The organism is Kineosporia babensis, from assembly GCF_021129305.1.
Taxonomy (GTDB): domain Bacteria; phylum Actinomycetota; class Actinomycetes; order Actinomycetales; family Kineosporiaceae; genus Kineosporia; species Kineosporia babensis.
The window spans coordinates 26,827-41,277 of sequence record NZ_JAJOMB010000011.1; the positions used below are offsets into that span (position 1 = coordinate 26,827).

Genomic DNA, 14,451 nt, shown 5'->3' on the forward strand with positions numbered 1-14,451 from the left:
ATCTACTGGGTCCAGCCCTCGACCCACGACTTCTGGTTCGCCCAGCCCACCTTCGCCTTGGGCAGGTCCCCGCCGGACGCGAAGGTCACGCTGACGATCGCGCCGGGCGCCTTGCAGGCCTTGTACTCGCGGACCTCGTTCGTGTAGCCGTGCCCGTCCGGGCCGACGGACTCCCGCTTGCCCTTGGTCCCGAAGATCTTGGCCACCTTGGCCTTCGACATGCCCACCTGGACCTTGCCGAACTCCGTGGTGGTGACGCAGGGCTTGTTCTTGGGCGCGGCATCCGCGGCGGCCGCCCCGCCGACCAGCAGGGCGGTGCTCATTCCAACTGCAACCAGGACTCGACGCATGACAGGTTCCCCTCCGGTTCGGCCGGGACTTTCCCGGTCTGCCTGCTACGACGCCGGTCTCGCAGAGCCGGTTGTCCGGAAGTTCGATGCTGCCCTTGCGGGCAGGTCCGCCACCTCGCCAAGCACCGGGTGATAGGTGCGACCTGCGCCACATACCGGCCTGCCTGCCACAGAACGATCTGTGACACAAGAGGGTGGAAAAGGGTCTTAGGTGGTTATCGTTGTGCGGCTATGGGAGGGGGTCCTGGGGCGGGAGTACTTCTTTGCCTGCTTCCAGGACGAGCACGCATGGAGGCACGCATGACGACGAATACATCGGCGAAGGATCTGGGGGCGCTGCTTCAGCAGCTGAAGGACCGGGACGGGCGCAGCTACAGCGCGTTGGCTCATCGGGCGGGGACGAGCCGGTCCAGTTTGCATCGGTACTGCCAGGGGCAGTGTGTGCCGGAGACCTTCGGGACGGTGGAGCAGCTGGCCCGGCTCTGTGGGGCTACCCAGGAAGAGCTGGCCGAGCTTCACCGGCTGTGGTCGCTGGCTACTCGGCCGGTTGATCCTTGCGGCGCAGTGGCCCGGGTGCCGGCCGCTCGGGTGTCGTCGGAGCAGCAGACCGTTGAACCGCAGCGCCTGATGCTGCGGGCCTCCACGCTGACCCCGATCCTCCTGGCCTTCCTGATCGTTCTCCTGGTGCTGATCGCCATCGAGATCGCCGAGGACTCCGGGGACCTGTTCACCATCTCGGCCGAGACGACCGATCCGGGCCAGCAGGCGTCCCAACCGACCCGCTGAGCAACGTCCCACCAGGTCAGAGGGGGTGGGACGTCCCGGGACGAGCTTGTCTCCGGATTCCTTCCGGGCGCTCGGCCGGCCGTGCCAACGTCTTGGTCACCGCCCGGGAGGGCCCCGACGCAGGGGCCTCGACGGCGGGCTGAGGAGGGGCAGAGATGGCTACACAACTGAAGCGGCGAAGGACCTTGGCCGGGCTGGCGGCTGCGATGGTGCTGGGGGCGGGCCTCGTGACCACATCGGCCGGAACGGCTCAGGCCGCGACCAACTGCGGCAGCACGGTCTGGCCGGACGTCTACCAGAACGTGCGCGAAGTGATGCCGTCCGACTTCTTCGGCCGGCACATCGTGCTGCGCAACGGACGGGCGTCCGACGCCTCGTACGCGGCGATCGCCACCGGCTACCACTCCAGCGACCGGGTGTGGATCGACCGCAAGGCGCCGGGCAGTTCCTCGTGGTTCCAGTGCGGGCCGTTCAGCCGCTCGACCTCCAACCGGATGGACAACTTCGGCTGGACGATGCGCGCCTGCGCCGACGTCATCTACAACAACAAGCGCGTGCACAAGTGCACCGGCTGGTACACGGACCGGGGGTAGAAAACGATGAGACTGCGAACCGTAGCGGCCGCCGCGCTCACCGGAGTGCTCGCCGGCGTGGCCATGGTGACTGCCGCCGGACCGGCCTCGGCCGACGACGCCCGCTGCCCGGCCAACCGGGTGTGCATGTACGAGGACCCGAACTTCACCGGCTCGCTCTACGTGAACCAGAAGTACAAGAGCGGCGGCAAGTTCGAGATCGACTGGTGGGACGGCGACAACGAGATCTCCTCGGTGATCAACAACACCGGAGGCTCGGTCAAGCTTTATGCCAACGACGGGCAGAAGGGCAAGTGGCAGTGCGTCGGCGCGCACTCCACCCGCAGCAACCTGAAGGACAACGCCTTCGACAACAACGCGGAGAGCTGGGCCTTCGCCAGCTGCTGACGCTGCCCGAACGACCGCGGGGCCCGGAACAGATCTGTTCCGGGCCCCGCGGTGCTGCTAACTACACATCGACGATGGTGTTGTTGCCCGCGCCGCCGGAGATGGTGTCCACGCCCGCCCCGCCGGAAATGTAGTCGTCCCCGCTGTTGCCGAAAATCGTGTCGTCACCGCTGTTGCCGTAGATGGTGTCGTCGTGACGGCCACCGTAGAGCTGGTCATTGCCGGTGCCACCGACGATGTAGTCGTCACCGTCGTTGCCGTAGATGATGTCGTCGCCCGCTTCCCCATGCAGCGTGTCGTCGCCGGCCCCGCCGTTGATGGTGTCGTTGTGGTCGCCGCCGTAAACCGTGCCGGCGCCACCGACCAGGGTGATGTTGTCCTCGCCGTGCCCGCCGTACACGACGGCCCCGGTACCGGCCAGGATGGTGTCGTTGGCTTCGCCACCCTCGATGATCGCGTCGGGCGCCTCGGGCCGCTGGGTCTCGTAGTAGTCGTTGCCCACGCCCAGGTTGAACGTGGTGAAGTTCTCGCCGCTGGTGTTGTTGGTGTACAGCACCCGGTCGGTGGCGTTGCCCAGGTAGAACTCGGCCAGGGCGGGAGCCTCGGCACTCTTGGGGATCTCGCAGACCACCTTGGTGTTGTCGGCCGCGTCGGGGTAGGCACAGCCGTCGTAGGGGCGGATCTCGATGTTGTCCTTGAGGGTGAAGACGAACTTGTCGTCGGTCTCGTCCAGGATCACATCGAGCCGGCTGGAGATCCCGATGTTGCCGTCGTAGAAGAGCCGGGTGCGCCCTTCGCTGGAGCCCACGTTGACGTAGGTGTACGTGTCGGCCGCCTGGGCCGGCAGGGCGAACAGCAGCGGGGCGACGCCGACCGCGAAAGCGGTTGCGGCGAAAAGCGATACACGGGTGCGACGCAGGGTCACGTGATTCCTCCGAACTTGGTCGTCACAGGTGGGCGGACGGGTGGCCCGGAACGTGATGCTCCGGGCCGCCCGGTGGAACTACTTACACATCGACGATGGTGTTGTTGCCCGCGCCACCGGAGATGGTGTCCACACCCGCCCCACCGGAGATGTAGTCGTCCCCGCTGTTGCCGTAAATCGTGTCGTTACCGGTGTTCCCGTAGATCGTGTCGTTGTGCTTGCCGCCGTAGAGCTCGTCGTTACCCGCGCCACCGACGATGTAGTCGTCACCGTCGTTGCCGTAGATCACGTCGTCGCCGGCCTCGCCGTGCAGCGAGTCGTCGCCCACGCCACCGTTGATCAGGTCGTTGCCGTCCTCACCGTGCACCTCGGCGGCGCCACCGATCAGGGTGACGAGGTCGTTCCCGGCCCCCGCCGCGACATAGGCCCCGGTTCCGGCGTTGATGGTGTCCACGCCGTCGCCACCGCTGATCGCCGCGTCCAGGGCGTTCGGGCGGGTGGCCGTGTAGGTGTCCGCCCCGGCGCCGAGGTCGATGCTGGTGAAGCTGGTGTTGGTCAGGTTGGTGAAACGCAGGATGTCGTTGCCGTCGTTCAGGCTGACCACCCCGGCCGGGTCGTTGCCACCCGTCTCGGTCTTGTCGATGGTGCAGACGACCTTGGTCAGGTCGGCCTCGTCGGGGTGCGTGCAGTTCGAGCCGACCTCGATCTCGATCACGTCGTCGACCGTGTAGACGAAGGACGATTCGTCGCCCGACTCGTCCACCCGCACGTCGGCGTCGCTGCGCACGCCGGTGCCGCCGTCGTACGAGAAGGTGAAGAACTCCGCCTCGGCAGTGCCGATCACCTCGGCCTTGCCCTTGCCTTCCGCCGCGTGGGCGGGACTGACCAGCAGCAGGGGCCCCACCCCGACCCCGAGCAGCGAAGCGGTACCCATCAGAACGGTCAAACGGTTGCGGCGCAGAGCCATTCAGGTTCCTCCGAAATAGATGGTTCCCCCGATGGCTCGACGATGCCACCCGTGTCCGTTTCGCGTGGGTTAACGATGCAAACGGGGTTTACGTCACATTCGCTTGCATCGCCGGACCCATACCGACCGGTAGTGCGAGGACGGCCGGAATCGGTAACCTCCCGAGATGGCCACGCTGATCATCGACGCCGGGGAGACCGTTCCTGACATGCCGGGCTCACGCTTCGGTGGGCTCCCCCTGGTTCCCGACGGATTCGACTGGCCGGTCTGCCACACCTGCAAGAACCTGCTGCAGTTCGTCGGCCAGCTGGACCTGCCGCAGTGGCCGGACGACGTGCGCCTGATGGCGATCTTCATGTGCAACAGCGCCCCGGGCACCTGCGAGACCTGGAGCCCGATCACCGGCGCCAACCAGGCCCTGGTCTTCACCGGTGGCCTGCGCCCGACCGCGGCCCCGATCCTGCTGGACGCCGAGAACGAGCTGGTGCGGCCCGCTACCGCGGTGCGCCTGGTCTCGGTGGAGCCGGCGGCGGGTGAGGACGAGGACGACGAGTACTGGCTGTCGCAGATGGCCTGGAAGGCGCGCCACCAGGAGGAAGCGCCACGAGTCCTGGGACAGTTCGGGGGCCGGCCGTCGTGGCTTCAGGCGCCGGAGACGCCGCACTGCCCGTCCTGCTACCGGCCGATGACGTTCGCCGCCCAACTGGAGGAACACGGCGCCAACTTCGGGACCGGCGAGGCGTTCGCCTTCCACTGCATCGCCTGCCACACCGGCTCGTTCCTCTGGCAGTGCTAGCAGGACCTCGGCGACGTCCGCGCGATCCTGGCGCAGTGAGGTCGGCCCGGGAGTGGTTGTCTCCCGGGCCGACCGATCACGCCGGGTTCAGCGGGCGCCCGCGGTGACCATGGTCAGGGCGTGCTCGGCCAGGGTGACCAGGACCTGCTTGCAGGAGGCCCGGTCGCGCACGTCGCACATCACGATCGGCACCCAGGTGTCCAGGTCCAGCGCGTCGCGGACCTCTTCCACCTCGTGCACCGCGCCGTCGTCGAAGCAGTTCACCCCGATCACGAAGGGCACGCCGCGGCTCTCGAAGTAGTCGATCGCCGGGAACGAGCTACCCAGCCGCCGGGTGTCGGCCAGGATCACCGCGCCCAGCGCCCCGTCGGCCAGCTCGTCCCACATGAACCAGAACCGGTCCTGGCCAGGGGTTCCGAACAGGTAGAGCACCAGTTCGGGGCTGATCGTGATGCGCCCGAAGTCGAGGGCCACGGTGGTGGTGGTCTTCGACTCCACGCCCGCGAGATCGTCCACCCCGCGGCTCATCTCGGTGATGACTTCCTCGGTGCGCAACGGCGGGATCTCGCTGATCGTGCCGACCATGGTGGTCTTGCCGACCCCGAAACCGCCTGCCACCAGGAGTTTGACGGACGAGCCGCGCAGCACGGGCTCAGAGTTGTCGAATGCCATTGATCACTGCCTGGAGAACTCGGATGTCGGGGGTCACGGCCGAGCGGAACGCAACCAGTTGCTTGTCGATCAGATCCCCGAGGAGGATCTTGGTGACGGACAGGGGAAGCCGCAGCCCGGCCGAGATCTCGGCCACGGACGCGGGCTTCTGCACCAGCCGCAGGATCTGGATCAGCTCGTCGTCCAGGCTCGTGGCCTGGACCCGGGTGACCGGGCCGAGCGCCACGACCAGCGCGATGATCTCCAGATCGGCCTGCCGGCTGGTGGTCCGGCCACCGGTCATCGCGTACGGCCGCACCAGAGGTCCGGCCGCATCGTCGAACCAGGTGCCGTCGTTGCTCACAAGCGCTGCCCGGCCCCCACGCCCTCCTCGGCCCGGGGCTGCGAGCTGAGGTAGGTCCCGACCTTGGTCACCATCAGGTTCATCTCGTAGGCGATCAGGCCCATGTCGGCGTTGGCGTCGGCCAGCAGGGCCAGGCAGGCGCCCTCGCCGGCGGCGGTGACGACGAAGAAGAAGTTGTCCATCTCCACCATCGTCTGGCGCACCGCCCCGCCACCGAAGTGCCGGCCGGTGCCGCGGGCCAGGCTCTGGAACCCGGAGGCGACGGCGGCCAGGTGCTCGCCCTCGTCCCGGTCCACCACCGAGGACCGGCCGATCAGCAGACCGTCGGACGAGAGCACGATGGCTCGGTCGACTCCGGGCAGCCGTCGGGTGAGGTCGTCGACCAGCCAGTCCAGGCCCTGCAGATTGTCGCTCATCTCGCCTTCCGCTTACTTCGTGGTGAAAATCGTTACCGGCTGGCCGTTCAGCCGGCGTTGTCGTCGCTGTGGGCCCGGCCGCGACGGGTTCCGCTCTGGAACGCCAGCATCGTGCTGCGGGCCCGGTCGGGGTTCTCCGGAGCGGCCGAGCGCACCGGAGCGGCCATCACCGGGGCTCCGGCCTGGTTCTTCAGCCGGTCCGACAGGTGGGCCTGCCGGGTACGCCGTGGCAGCGTGGGCCGGTTGTGTCCCGGGGTCGGCGCGATGGTCTGCGCCGAGTGCGACCCTCGGGTCGGCAGCGGGGCCGAGACGACCGGCGTGGGCGCAGTGTTCGGGCCGTTCCCGTTCTCCCGGCTCCCCGCGGATTCCTGCGACCGGGAGGCCCAGGTAGCAGAGGACGAGGGGCCTGCGGCCCACGGTGTCGGCACCGGTTGGGCGGGTCGCTGGGTAGGTGATTGAGGACGAGCGACTCGCCGCCGGCGGTCCTCCGACGGTTCCGGGGTGACGGGAGTGCTCGGCGTGACCGGGGTCTGCACAGTCTCCGGAGATCGGGCGATCTCGGGAGCCCGGGTGATCTCGGCGGGCTTGGGGTCGGGCGAGCCGACCACCGTCAGACGTGAGCGTCCGGTGCCGTGCGCCGGGGTCAGCTCACCCTGGAACGCCATGCGCTCGTGGATGGACTGGGTGGGGGTTTCGGTGACCGCCGCGTCCTCCGGTGTGCCCTGCCCCGGATCGCCCTTGGCGTCCAGCAGCGCGTCGGGCAGCAGAATCACCACCCGGGTGCCGCCGTAGGCCGGTGAGGCGGTCAGCGTGACCCGGATGCCGTTCTTGCGGGCCAGCTGGCCGACCACGAACATGCCCAGGCGCGGCTCCTCGCGCAGCGCCATCACGTGGAACTCCGGCGGCTTGGTCATCATCTCGTTGAGCTGGGCGAGCTGGTGCGGCGGGATGCCCAGGCCCTGGTCCTCGACCTCGATCACCAGGCCGCGCCCGACCATGTTGCCGCGCACCTCGACCCGCGACATCGGCGGCGAGAAGGTGGTGGCGTTGTCGACGATCTCGGCCAGCAGGTGGACCACGTCGGCCACCGCGGAACCGGTGATCGACAGGCGCGGCAGCTCGGTCACGGTGACCCGGGCGTAGTCCTGGGCCTCGCTGATCGCGCCGCGGATGACCTGGCTCAGCGGCACCGAGTTGCGCCACTGCCGGCCCGGGGTGCCGTCACCGAGGATGACCAGGTTCTCGGCGTTGCGCCGGGCCCGGGTGGAGAGGTGGTCGAGCTCGAACAGCAGCTTCAGCTGTTCCGGGTCCTCCTGGTAGCGCTCGGCGGTCTCCAGCACCGAAAGCTGCTGGTGCACGATGATCTGGCTACGGCGGGCGATGTTGAGGAAGACCAGGCGCAGACCGGCCCGGGTCTCGGCCTCCTGCACGGCGGCCGAGACGGCCACCCGCTGGGCCTCGTTGAACGCCTCGGCCACCTCACCGATCTCGTCGTCGCCGAGGTGGATCTCCGGCACTTCCTCGTTGATGTCGACCTTGTCGCCGGTGCGCAGCCGGTCGATGATGTGCGGCAGCCGGATCTGGGCCATGTCCAGGGTGGCCAGCTGCAGCTTGCGCAGGCGGCCGATCAGCCGGTTGGCCACCCACGAGGTCATCAGGATGACGCTGATCGCCAGGACGAGCAGCGCCACGGCACCGATGATCGCCTGGGTGATCCGGGTGCCGGCGGTATCCAGGGCCAGCACACCGGCGGCGTTCATCTGGTCGATACCGATCGCGGCGACCTGGACGTAGACCTCGTCCGAGCTACGCGCCCAGGACGCCCGGTCCACCGGAAGATCAGCGCTCTCGCCCGGCCCGGCGCTCAGCGCCGCCTCTTCGACCTGCTGCATCTCCCGCCAGGCGTCGGACTCCTTGAGCGCGGCGAACTTCTCCCGGGCGGTAGGAGCCAGATAGGGCTCGAGGCTGTCCAGCTGCTCCCGGCTCTGCCCCACCATGCGGACCAGGGTCACGTACTGCGTCTCGGTCATCCCCGACCGCGAAAAGGCGGTGTAGGCGATGGCATTGGCCTCGGCCAGGTTGTTCGCGGAGGTCCAGAAGTCACCGGCCAGAGAACCGATGATCGCGGACTCGGCGTCCGGCGAGGTCTGCGCGAGATAGATCACCGAGTCGAAGATGCCTCGTTCGATCTGCCCGTACGTGTGGACCGCGTCGGTCAGCTCGATCGACCGGTCGTCGATGCCGGCCCGCAGATCGGCCAGCCCGGCGAGCACTTCCTGGAACCTGGCCGCGGAATCCCGGTAGGCCTGGGTGACGGACTGCTCCTGGACCCGGGCGGCAATGTTCTGGAATCCGATCAGCGTCTGGTCCGTTTTGGCACGCTGTTCGGCGAGGGCCCTTTCGGACGTCCGTCCGGGATTTACCCACTGCTGACCGGTCAGCCGCATTTCGGTCTGGACCGCCGAGAAGAACGGCTCGGCGTCCTGCGGCGCGTAAAAGATGTCGGCCAGGCCGCGGTCCCGCACACCATTGTTGATCATGATGCCGGCAATCACCGAACCGACCACCAGCAGAACCACACTGGGCACCCAGGCGACCAGCAAGATCCGGTTACGCAGCGAGCGGCGGCGCCTGTTGCCGGACTCCTGACTATCCGTGACAGCCGAAGCTCCCCGCCTGAACAGCCGCACCAAAGGACGCTCCCTCAACCAATTGCCATGACTCGACCTGAAGACTGGGGAACATTGACACCGCGAAATGTCTGGGTCAAGAGAAGGTGAGGTCACAGTTCACATGAACAGAGCCGATGAAACGGACACTTGGCCACGAAAGCCAATTCTTCACGATTCAATGTTTCAGGGAAATCGGACGACTGGCCCTTACTTAGGGTTAAATGAACGCTCTGGGTCGATTTTCCGTTTCATGCCTTAGATGGGCAAACGCGCAAGGCCGACAGCGGCGAACACCCTTGTTTAGACTGGACATTCGTCCAATTCAACTGGAACACGCCGATTCACAGGAACTTTCGCGCTTCCGAGCCAAGCGACGACCCGAATCCGGGCGAAGATCCACTTGGAGCAGTCTTTCGTTGCGTTCTGTAGCCGCCATTGGGGTGATTCCCCCTACTCGCCAGCTCCTCGGAGCCCGGGTCGGCAAGCGCCGAATGTGTACACCTGGCACCCCTGGTACCTGACGTACGCGCCTACGGCCGCCACCGACGTCCGTTCGACCGGTTTGGCGGATTTAACCCTCCCGAGCGCCTGCCCGGGGCAGGATGGGTTACGTCCGAGTAACCATGAGGGGGGTTCATTCGTGCGTAGAGCACTGTCTGCCGTCGTCACCGCGGCGATCGCTTTCGCCACCGTGGCGGCGGTCGGAGCCGGTCCGGCCAATGCGGCGGCATCGTCGTCGACGGTTTCGGCGTCATCAACGACCGAGGTCTCGCAGGCGTCGTTCTTCAAGGGGCGGGGTGAGTACGTCGCACTGGGCGACTCGTACGCCTCGGGGGTAGGTGCCTCGGTGTACGACGAGTCCAGCGGCGACTGCCTTCGCAGCCCGAAGAGCTATCCGCGCAGCTGGTCACGCAAGCATCCGAAGCTCAAGCTGAAGGACGTCACCTGCAGCGGGGCCCGGATCCCGCAGGTTCGGGCCAACCAGCTCAGCGCCCTGAGCCGCAGGACCAAGCTGGTCACGATCAACATCGGGGGTAACGACGCGGGCTTCCGGACCACGGTCGACGCCTGCCTCGGCGGCACCGACGCGCAGTGCGAGGGGGCGACGGCGCTGGCCATCAACTACTCGCAGACCACGCTGATCACCGAGCTGCAGAGTCTGTACGCCGACATCAAGACGCTGGCGCCGAACGCGAAGCTGATCGTGCTGGGCTACCCGTACCTGGTCGACGGCGAGGGCACCGGCAGCTGCGGCGACGTCACGCCGAACGCCCAGCGGCGGGCCCTGTTCACCAAGACGGTGGACGCGGTCAACCAGGGCATCATCACCGCGACCACCCAGGCCAAGGTGAAGTTCGTGGAGATGCGCCCGGCCTTCGACGGGCACGAGGTCTGCACCGACGACCCGTGGCTGCACGAGGTGGACCTGGAGAACGTGCCGGAGATGTTCCACCCCACCGACACCGGCTACCGGGCCTACACCCGGCAGCTGACCAAGGTGACGGACCGGCACTGAGGTAGCTGAAGCAGAGGTAGTCCGGCCCGGGGCACTACTCCCCGGGCCGGACTCTGCTCCCCACCCTGATGGGGAGCACGGTGCTCGGCTGAGGACGCACCGTTCAGCTGGGCAGGACCGCGAAGGCCTCGATCTCGATCAGCCATTCCGGCCGGGCCAGCGCGACCACCTGCGCGATCGTGTCGGCCGGGTACGGCTGGGAGAAGAACTCCCGGCGCAGGGCGACCACCTCGTCCATTGCTGGGGTCTGGGTGGTCAGGATCGTCACCTTGGCCACGTGATCCAGATCGGTACCGGCCGCCTTCAGCACCTTTTCCAGATTCAGCAGGGCCTGACGGGCCTGCGCGGTGAAGCCGCCGGGCACGGTGTCACCGTTCTCGTCGATGCCGACCTGGCCCGAGACCACCACCAGATCGCCCAGAGCCACGGCCTGCGAGATGGCGGAGGGCGCGTAGAGGTCGGGGTCGGTGGCGATCCGGCGGATCTGAGGACGCTCAGCAGTCATGTGTTTCAGCCTGCCAGCTCAGGAGCTGAGCGGTGGCTTAGACCGGTTCTGAGCCCATCCTCCGCACCGGTAGGCTCACCGGCGTGACGGCAGGGATCCTTACCGGCCGGCCCCTGCTCGCGACGACGGCGATGCTTGCCGTGGTCATCTACGGTGCGCTGGCCACACTGCACGTCATCATCCGACAGGTAGCCGGCGACCAGTGGTCGTGGCTTTACGTGGCCAACATGCTCGCGGTGGTGTGGTGGGCTCCGGCCGTGCTCGCGCTGCCCCTGGCCTTTCTGGGCCGGGCCTGGTGGCCGGCGGCCCTGCTGAGCGTGCTGCCCGCGGTGGTCTGGGTGTCTACGTTCGGGCCTTACCTGATTCCGGGCCGGGCCGAGTCCACCACCGCAGTCGCCAACGCCCAGCAGGTGCGGGTGATCGCCTGGAACGTGCGGCCCCGCAACCCTTCTGCTGATCTGGCCGCGCTGATCGCCGAGAGCAACCCGGACGTCATGCTGCTGGCCGAGGTTCCGGGCGAATACGCGCAGGACGTGGTGGCCGCTGCCCCGGGTCTGCCGCACCACTACTTCGCCCCAGAGGCCCCCGGTGCTCCCACGCACGGCGAAACGGCTGTGCTGTCGCGCTATCCGATCGTGGGGACGCGGCTGATCGAGGGCATGCCGGTCGGTTCGCGAACGGCCGCCGTGGTCACCGTGGACATCGAGGGCCGGCAGGTGGATCTCGTCCCGCTGCACCTGTCCTCGCCGTTCACCGGTCTAGGGCTGAAGGATCTGGGCAAGAACTCGCGGCTGCGGGAGGCCGAGACCGAGGTGATCGCCGAGCACCTGCGCAGCACCACGAACCCGCTGGTGCTCGGTGGCGACCTGAACTCCGCGCCGGCCAACACCCCGCGCAAGCTCCTGCTGAACGCCGGGCTCGAAGACCTGCAGGCCGAGGTGGGTTCCAGCTTCGGCACCACGCGCCGCAAGCTGCGCGTGGACTGGGTGTTCGCCCGCGACGTGAAAGCCCTGCGGGCCTGGACCGGTAACGCCCGCAACAGCGACCACCGGCCGGTGCTGGCCGACATCCTGGTGCCCTGAGCCTGCCCGTCAGGAGGATCCGTCCGGGCGCAGGGCCGGGCACTCGCCGCCGGGCGTGGTCAGCAGCTCGAAATGCCACATCTCGTTGGCGAACACCTGGCACAGGCCGTGGTCGGAGCCGTGGCGGATGGTCCAGTCGGCGGCGTCCGTGGGCCCGATGTCCACTGCCTCGCCGGTGACGTGCCGGGAGCCGGTGGGCGTACTCACCCAGCGCCGGGCCTCCTCGTAGGAGCCGTACTTGGCCACCGCCTCGTCGAGCAGGTACTGCTGGAACGCCGCGCTGCGCCAGCCGCTGGTGACCTTGAGCTCGACCCCGTCGGCGGCCGCGTCCGCAGCCGCTGCTCGCACGGCTTCGCGCAGGTCGGGCTGCAGCTTGTTCAGGGCGGGCAGGTCGGCCCACACGTCCAGGTAGTCGTCGCCGACGTAACCGTCCGCGGCCCCGAATCCCCCGCCGCGAGCGTCCCCAATTGAGACAAAGCCGAACGGACGCTCGAGAGCCGCTTTCACCGAAGCGTCGGGTTTGAGGACGATTGCGGCGGCGACGCCCACGATCAGCGCCACGAGCGCGAAAGCCAGCGGCCGGGAATGCGTTCTGGTCTGCGTCATACCTCCTAGACAAGAGCGCCGGAGGTTGCCGGGACGTCTGCGCTTTTGCTTATGCCCGCGTTACCTCCGCCCGATTAGCCTTGGCCGAATGCGGGTGCTGATCGTGGAGGACGAGCCGTATCTGGCCGAGGCGGTGCGTGACGGCCTGCGGCTGGAGGCGATCGCGGCCGACCTGGCTCTGGACGGTGCCTCGGCGCTGGAGATGCTGGCCGTGCACGCCTACGACATCGCGGTGCTGGACCGGGATCTGCCGGTGATCCACGGCGACGAGGTGGCCCGGCGGATCGTGGCCGAGCATCCCGGCACCCGGATCATCATGCTCACCGCCGCCGATCTGCTCGACGACAAGGCCAGCGGCTTCGAGCTGGGCGCGGACGACTACCTGACCAAGCCGTTCGAGATGCGGGAGCTGGTGATGCGGCTGCGGGCGCTGGGCCGGCGCAGCGCCCAGGCCCGGCCACCGGTGATGGAGTGCGAGGGGGTTCGGGTGGATGTGTTTCGCCGCGAGGTGTACCGCGACGGGAGGTACCTGGCCCTGACCCGTAAACAGTTCTCGGTGCTGCAGGTTCTGATCGCGGCCGGGGGTGGGGTGGTCAGCGCGGAAGATCTGCTGGAACAGGCCTGGGACGAGAACGCCGACCCGTTCACCAACGCCGTGCGGGTCACGATCTCCACCCTGCGCAAGCGGCTGGGCGAGCCGCAGCTGATCCAGACCGTGCCCGGGGTCGGCTACCGGTTCGGGCGTGATGATGCGCTCTGAACGCCCGCCGGGCCTGAGCCTGCGGATGCAGCTGACGCTCAGCTACACCGGTTTCCTGATGCTGGCCGGGGCCGCCCTTTTCGCGGTGATGCTGCTGGTGCTGCGCTACGTGCCGAACGAGAACCTGATGATCATCGAGAACGGTGGTTTCGCGCCCCGGCGCACCGATCTACTGGAGGTGGCGCTGCGGTTCTCCGCGGCGGGCCTGATCTTTCTGGCCGTCGTGGGGCTGGTGGCCGGCTGGGTGCTGGCCGGGCGGATGCTGCGCCCGCTGGAGATGATCACCCAGGCGGCGCAGGCCGCGTCCCAGGGCTCGCTGTCGCACCGGATCGCCATGCCCGGGCGGGACGACGAACTGCACCGGCTGGCCGACACCTTCGACCAGATGCTGGCCCGGCTGGAGCGCGCTTTCGAGGAGCAGCGCCGGTTCACCGCCAACGCCTCGCACGAGCTGCGCACCCCGCAGACCGTCATGAAGACCATGCTGCAGGTCGCCCGGGCCAATCCGGAAGCCGTTGACCTGCACAAGCTTCTGCCCCGGCTGCAGGAGATGAACGACCGTTCGATCGACACCCACGAGGCGCTGTTGCAGCTGGCCCGGGCCGAGCGGGAGGACCTCCCGCGCCAGCCGTGCGATCTGGCCGAGGTGGTGCAGGCGGTGGTCGGCTCGGAATCGGCGTCGGTGTCGGTCTCGCTGACTGCGGCCCTGGTCCACGCCAATCCCCCGTTGCTGCACCAGCTGGTCGAGAACCTGGTGCGCAACGCCGTGGTGCACAATCTGCCCGAGGACGGCCGGATCTGGGCGGATGTGGCGGTCGGACCGGACGGGCGGGCGCGGTTCACCATCGCCAACACCGGCGAGCCGATCACCGCGGACGTGGCCGCCACGCTCACCGAACCCTTCGTCCGGGCCCGCGGCCGGGTGCGCTCGGGTGGCCACAACGGCAGCGGCCTGGGGCTGGCCATCGTCGCCTCGATCGCCCGGATCCACCACGCCGATCTCACGGTTGCGCCGCGGCCCGACGGTGGGCTGATGGTCACGGTGATATTCCCGGCGGTCACCGGGGACTGATGG

General features: G+C 68.1%; 17 protein-coding genes. 8 read left to right on the forward strand and 9 right to left on the reverse strand.

The window, feature by feature from the left end:
• Positions 1-2 precede the first annotated feature (2 nt).
• Positions 3-323 carry a hypothetical protein gene (locus LR394_RS20250; protein ID WP_231444254.1) on the reverse strand — a complete coding sequence of 107 codons (321 nt, stop codon included), beginning with the start codon at positions 321-323 and terminating at the stop codon, positions 3-5.
• A 327-nt stretch (positions 324-650) separates the two neighbouring features.
• Between LR394_RS20250 and LR394_RS20255 the strand changes: the two genes are divergently transcribed.
• The 3 genes from LR394_RS20255 to LR394_RS20265 all read left to right on the forward strand — a co-directional run bounded on the left by LR394_RS20255 (position 651) and on the right by LR394_RS20265 (position 2,116).
• Positions 651-1,136, forward strand: coding sequence for a helix-turn-helix domain-containing protein (locus LR394_RS20255; protein WP_231444256.1), 486 nt, complete (start codon positions 651-653; stop codon positions 1,134-1,136).
• Positions 1,137-1,291: 155 nt separating this feature from the next.
• A complete protein-coding gene (locus tag LR394_RS20260; RefSeq protein ID WP_231444258.1) occupies positions 1,292-1,729 on the forward strand; it encodes a hypothetical protein in 438 nt (145 codons plus the stop codon).
• Positions 1,730-1,735: 6 nt separating this feature from the next.
• Positions 1,736-2,116, forward strand: a complete 381-nt coding sequence (locus LR394_RS20265) for a peptidase inhibitor family I36 protein (RefSeq protein ID WP_231444260.1) — start codon at positions 1,736-1,738, stop codon at positions 2,114-2,116.
• 61 nt (positions 2,117-2,177) lie between these two features.
• Here LR394_RS20265 and LR394_RS20270 read toward each other — a convergent pair whose 3' ends face one another.
• Together LR394_RS20270 and LR394_RS20275 are read right to left on the reverse strand one after the other, a co-directional pair.
• Positions 2,178-3,041 carry a calcium-binding protein gene (locus tag LR394_RS20270; protein ID WP_231444262.1) on the reverse strand — a complete coding sequence of 288 codons (864 nt, stop codon included), beginning with the start codon at positions 3,039-3,041 and terminating at the stop codon, positions 2,178-2,180.
• A gap of 82 nt (positions 3,042-3,123) precedes the next feature.
• Positions 3,124-4,008 (reverse strand): calcium-binding protein, encoded by an 885-nt coding sequence (locus tag LR394_RS20275; protein WP_231444264.1) that lies wholly within the window; start codon positions 4,006-4,008, stop codon positions 3,124-3,126.
• Positions 4,009-4,174: 166 nt separating this feature from the next.
• On the opposite strand from LR394_RS20275, the gene LR394_RS20280 reads away from it, so the two are divergent.
• Positions 4,175-4,804 (forward strand): DUF1963 domain-containing protein, encoded by a 630-nt coding sequence (locus tag LR394_RS20280; protein WP_231444266.1) that lies wholly within the window; start codon positions 4,175-4,177, stop codon positions 4,802-4,804.
• Between the two features lie 87 nt (positions 4,805-4,891).
• Here the strand turns inward: LR394_RS20280 and LR394_RS20285 are convergent, their stop codons facing one another.
• From LR394_RS20285 to LR394_RS20300, 4 genes are read right to left on the reverse strand one after another with little or no spacing between them, the layout of a single operon-like run.
• Entirely contained in the window at positions 4,892-5,476 is a 585-nt protein-coding gene (locus tag LR394_RS20285) for a GTP-binding protein (RefSeq protein WP_231444268.1), read from the reverse strand.
• Positions 5,457-5,759, reverse strand: coding sequence for a DUF742 domain-containing protein (locus tag LR394_RS20290; RefSeq protein WP_269329505.1), 303 nt, complete (start codon positions 5,757-5,759; stop codon positions 5,457-5,459). The genes LR394_RS20285 and LR394_RS20290 overlap by 20 nt, the downstream gene beginning before the upstream one ends.
• Before the next feature lie 56 nt (positions 5,760-5,815).
• Positions 5,816-6,235, reverse strand: a complete 420-nt coding sequence (locus tag LR394_RS20295; protein ID WP_231444272.1) for a roadblock/LC7 domain-containing protein — start codon at positions 6,233-6,235, stop codon at positions 5,816-5,818.
• Positions 6,236-6,282: 47 nt separating this feature from the next.
• On the reverse strand, positions 6,283-8,823 hold the full coding sequence (locus LR394_RS20300; RefSeq protein ID WP_231444274.1) for a sensor histidine kinase: 2,541 nt from the start codon (positions 8,821-8,823) through the stop codon (positions 6,283-6,285).
• A 724-nt stretch (positions 8,824-9,547) separates the two neighbouring features.
• Here LR394_RS20300 and LR394_RS20305 point away from each other — a divergent pair.
• Positions 9,548-10,423 carry an SGNH/GDSL hydrolase family protein gene (locus LR394_RS20305; protein WP_231444275.1) on the forward strand — a complete coding sequence of 292 codons (876 nt, stop codon included), beginning with the start codon at positions 9,548-9,550 and terminating at the stop codon, positions 10,421-10,423.
• A gap of 103 nt (positions 10,424-10,526) precedes the next feature.
• Here LR394_RS20305 and LR394_RS20310 read toward each other — a convergent pair whose 3' ends face one another.
• The gene (locus tag LR394_RS20310) at positions 10,527-10,928 is read right to left on the reverse strand and encodes a RidA family protein (RefSeq protein WP_231444277.1); all 402 of its coding nucleotides are present in this window, start codon (positions 10,926-10,928) and stop codon (positions 10,527-10,529) included.
• 83 nt (positions 10,929-11,011) lie between these two features.
• Between LR394_RS20310 and LR394_RS20315 the strand changes: the two genes are divergently transcribed.
• A complete protein-coding gene (locus LR394_RS20315) occupies positions 11,012-12,010 on the forward strand; it encodes an endonuclease/exonuclease/phosphatase family protein (protein ID WP_231444279.1) in 999 nt (332 codons plus the stop codon).
• Between the two features lie 9 nt (positions 12,011-12,019).
• On the opposite strand, the gene LR394_RS20320 is transcribed toward LR394_RS20315, so the two are convergent.
• Positions 12,020-12,616, reverse strand: a complete 597-nt coding sequence (locus LR394_RS20320; RefSeq protein WP_231444281.1) for a M15 family metallopeptidase — start codon at positions 12,614-12,616, stop codon at positions 12,020-12,022.
• 88 nt (positions 12,617-12,704) lie between these two features.
• Here LR394_RS20320 and LR394_RS20325 point away from each other — a divergent pair, with 88 nt between their 5' ends.
• Positions 12,705-13,376 carry a response regulator transcription factor gene (locus LR394_RS20325; RefSeq protein WP_231444284.1) on the forward strand — a complete coding sequence of 224 codons (672 nt, stop codon included), beginning with the start codon at positions 12,705-12,707 and terminating at the stop codon, positions 13,374-13,376.
• Positions 13,366-14,448, forward strand: a complete 1,083-nt coding sequence (locus LR394_RS20330; RefSeq protein ID WP_231444286.1) for a sensor histidine kinase — start codon at positions 13,366-13,368, stop codon at positions 14,446-14,448. Before LR394_RS20325 ends, LR394_RS20330 begins: the two co-directional genes overlap by 11 nt.
• Positions 14,449-14,451: the final 3 nt, after the last annotated feature.

What these genes read in the sequence shown, in the direction of transcription:
- LR394_RS20260 (WP_231444258.1), top strand. Translation starts at nt 1,292, where the DNA reads ATGGCTACACAACTGAAGCGGCGAAGGACCTTGGCCGGGCTGGCGGCT.
- LR394_RS20250 (WP_231444254.1), bottom strand. Translation starts at nt 323, where the DNA reads ATGAGCACCGCCCTGCTGGTCGGCGGGGCGGCCGCCGCGGATGCCGCG.
- LR394_RS20290 (WP_269329505.1), bottom strand. Translation starts at nt 5,759, where the DNA reads ATGACCGGTGGCCGGACCACCAGCCGGCAGGCCGATCTGGAGATCATC.
- LR394_RS20275 (WP_231444264.1), bottom strand. Translation starts at nt 4,008, where the DNA reads ATGGCTCTGCGCCGCAACCGTTTGACCGTTCTGATGGGTACCGCTTCG.
- LR394_RS20330 (WP_231444286.1), top strand. Translation starts at nt 13,366, where the DNA reads ATGCGCTCTGAACGCCCGCCGGGCCTGAGCCTGCGGATGCAGCTGACG.
- LR394_RS20325 (WP_231444284.1), top strand. Translation starts at nt 12,705, where the DNA reads ATGCGGGTGCTGATCGTGGAGGACGAGCCGTATCTGGCCGAGGCGGTG.
- LR394_RS20310 (WP_231444277.1), bottom strand. Translation starts at nt 10,928, where the DNA reads ATGACTGCTGAGCGTCCTCAGATCCGCCGGATCGCCACCGACCCCGAC.
- LR394_RS20295 (WP_231444272.1), bottom strand. Translation starts at nt 6,235, where the DNA reads ATGAGCGACAATCTGCAGGGCCTGGACTGGCTGGTCGACGACCTCACC.
- LR394_RS20255 (WP_231444256.1), top strand. Translation starts at nt 651, where the DNA reads ATGACGACGAATACATCGGCGAAGGATCTGGGGGCGCTGCTTCAGCAG.
- LR394_RS20320 (WP_231444281.1), bottom strand. Translation starts at nt 12,616, where the DNA reads ATGACGCAGACCAGAACGCATTCCCGGCCGCTGGCTTTCGCGCTCGTG.
- LR394_RS20265 (WP_231444260.1), top strand. Translation starts at nt 1,736, where the DNA reads ATGAGACTGCGAACCGTAGCGGCCGCCGCGCTCACCGGAGTGCTCGCC.
- LR394_RS20285 (WP_231444268.1), bottom strand. Translation starts at nt 5,476, where the DNA reads ATGGCATTCGACAACTCTGAGCCCGTGCTGCGCGGCTCGTCCGTCAAA.
- LR394_RS20280 (WP_231444266.1), top strand. Translation starts at nt 4,175, where the DNA reads ATGGCCACGCTGATCATCGACGCCGGGGAGACCGTTCCTGACATGCCG.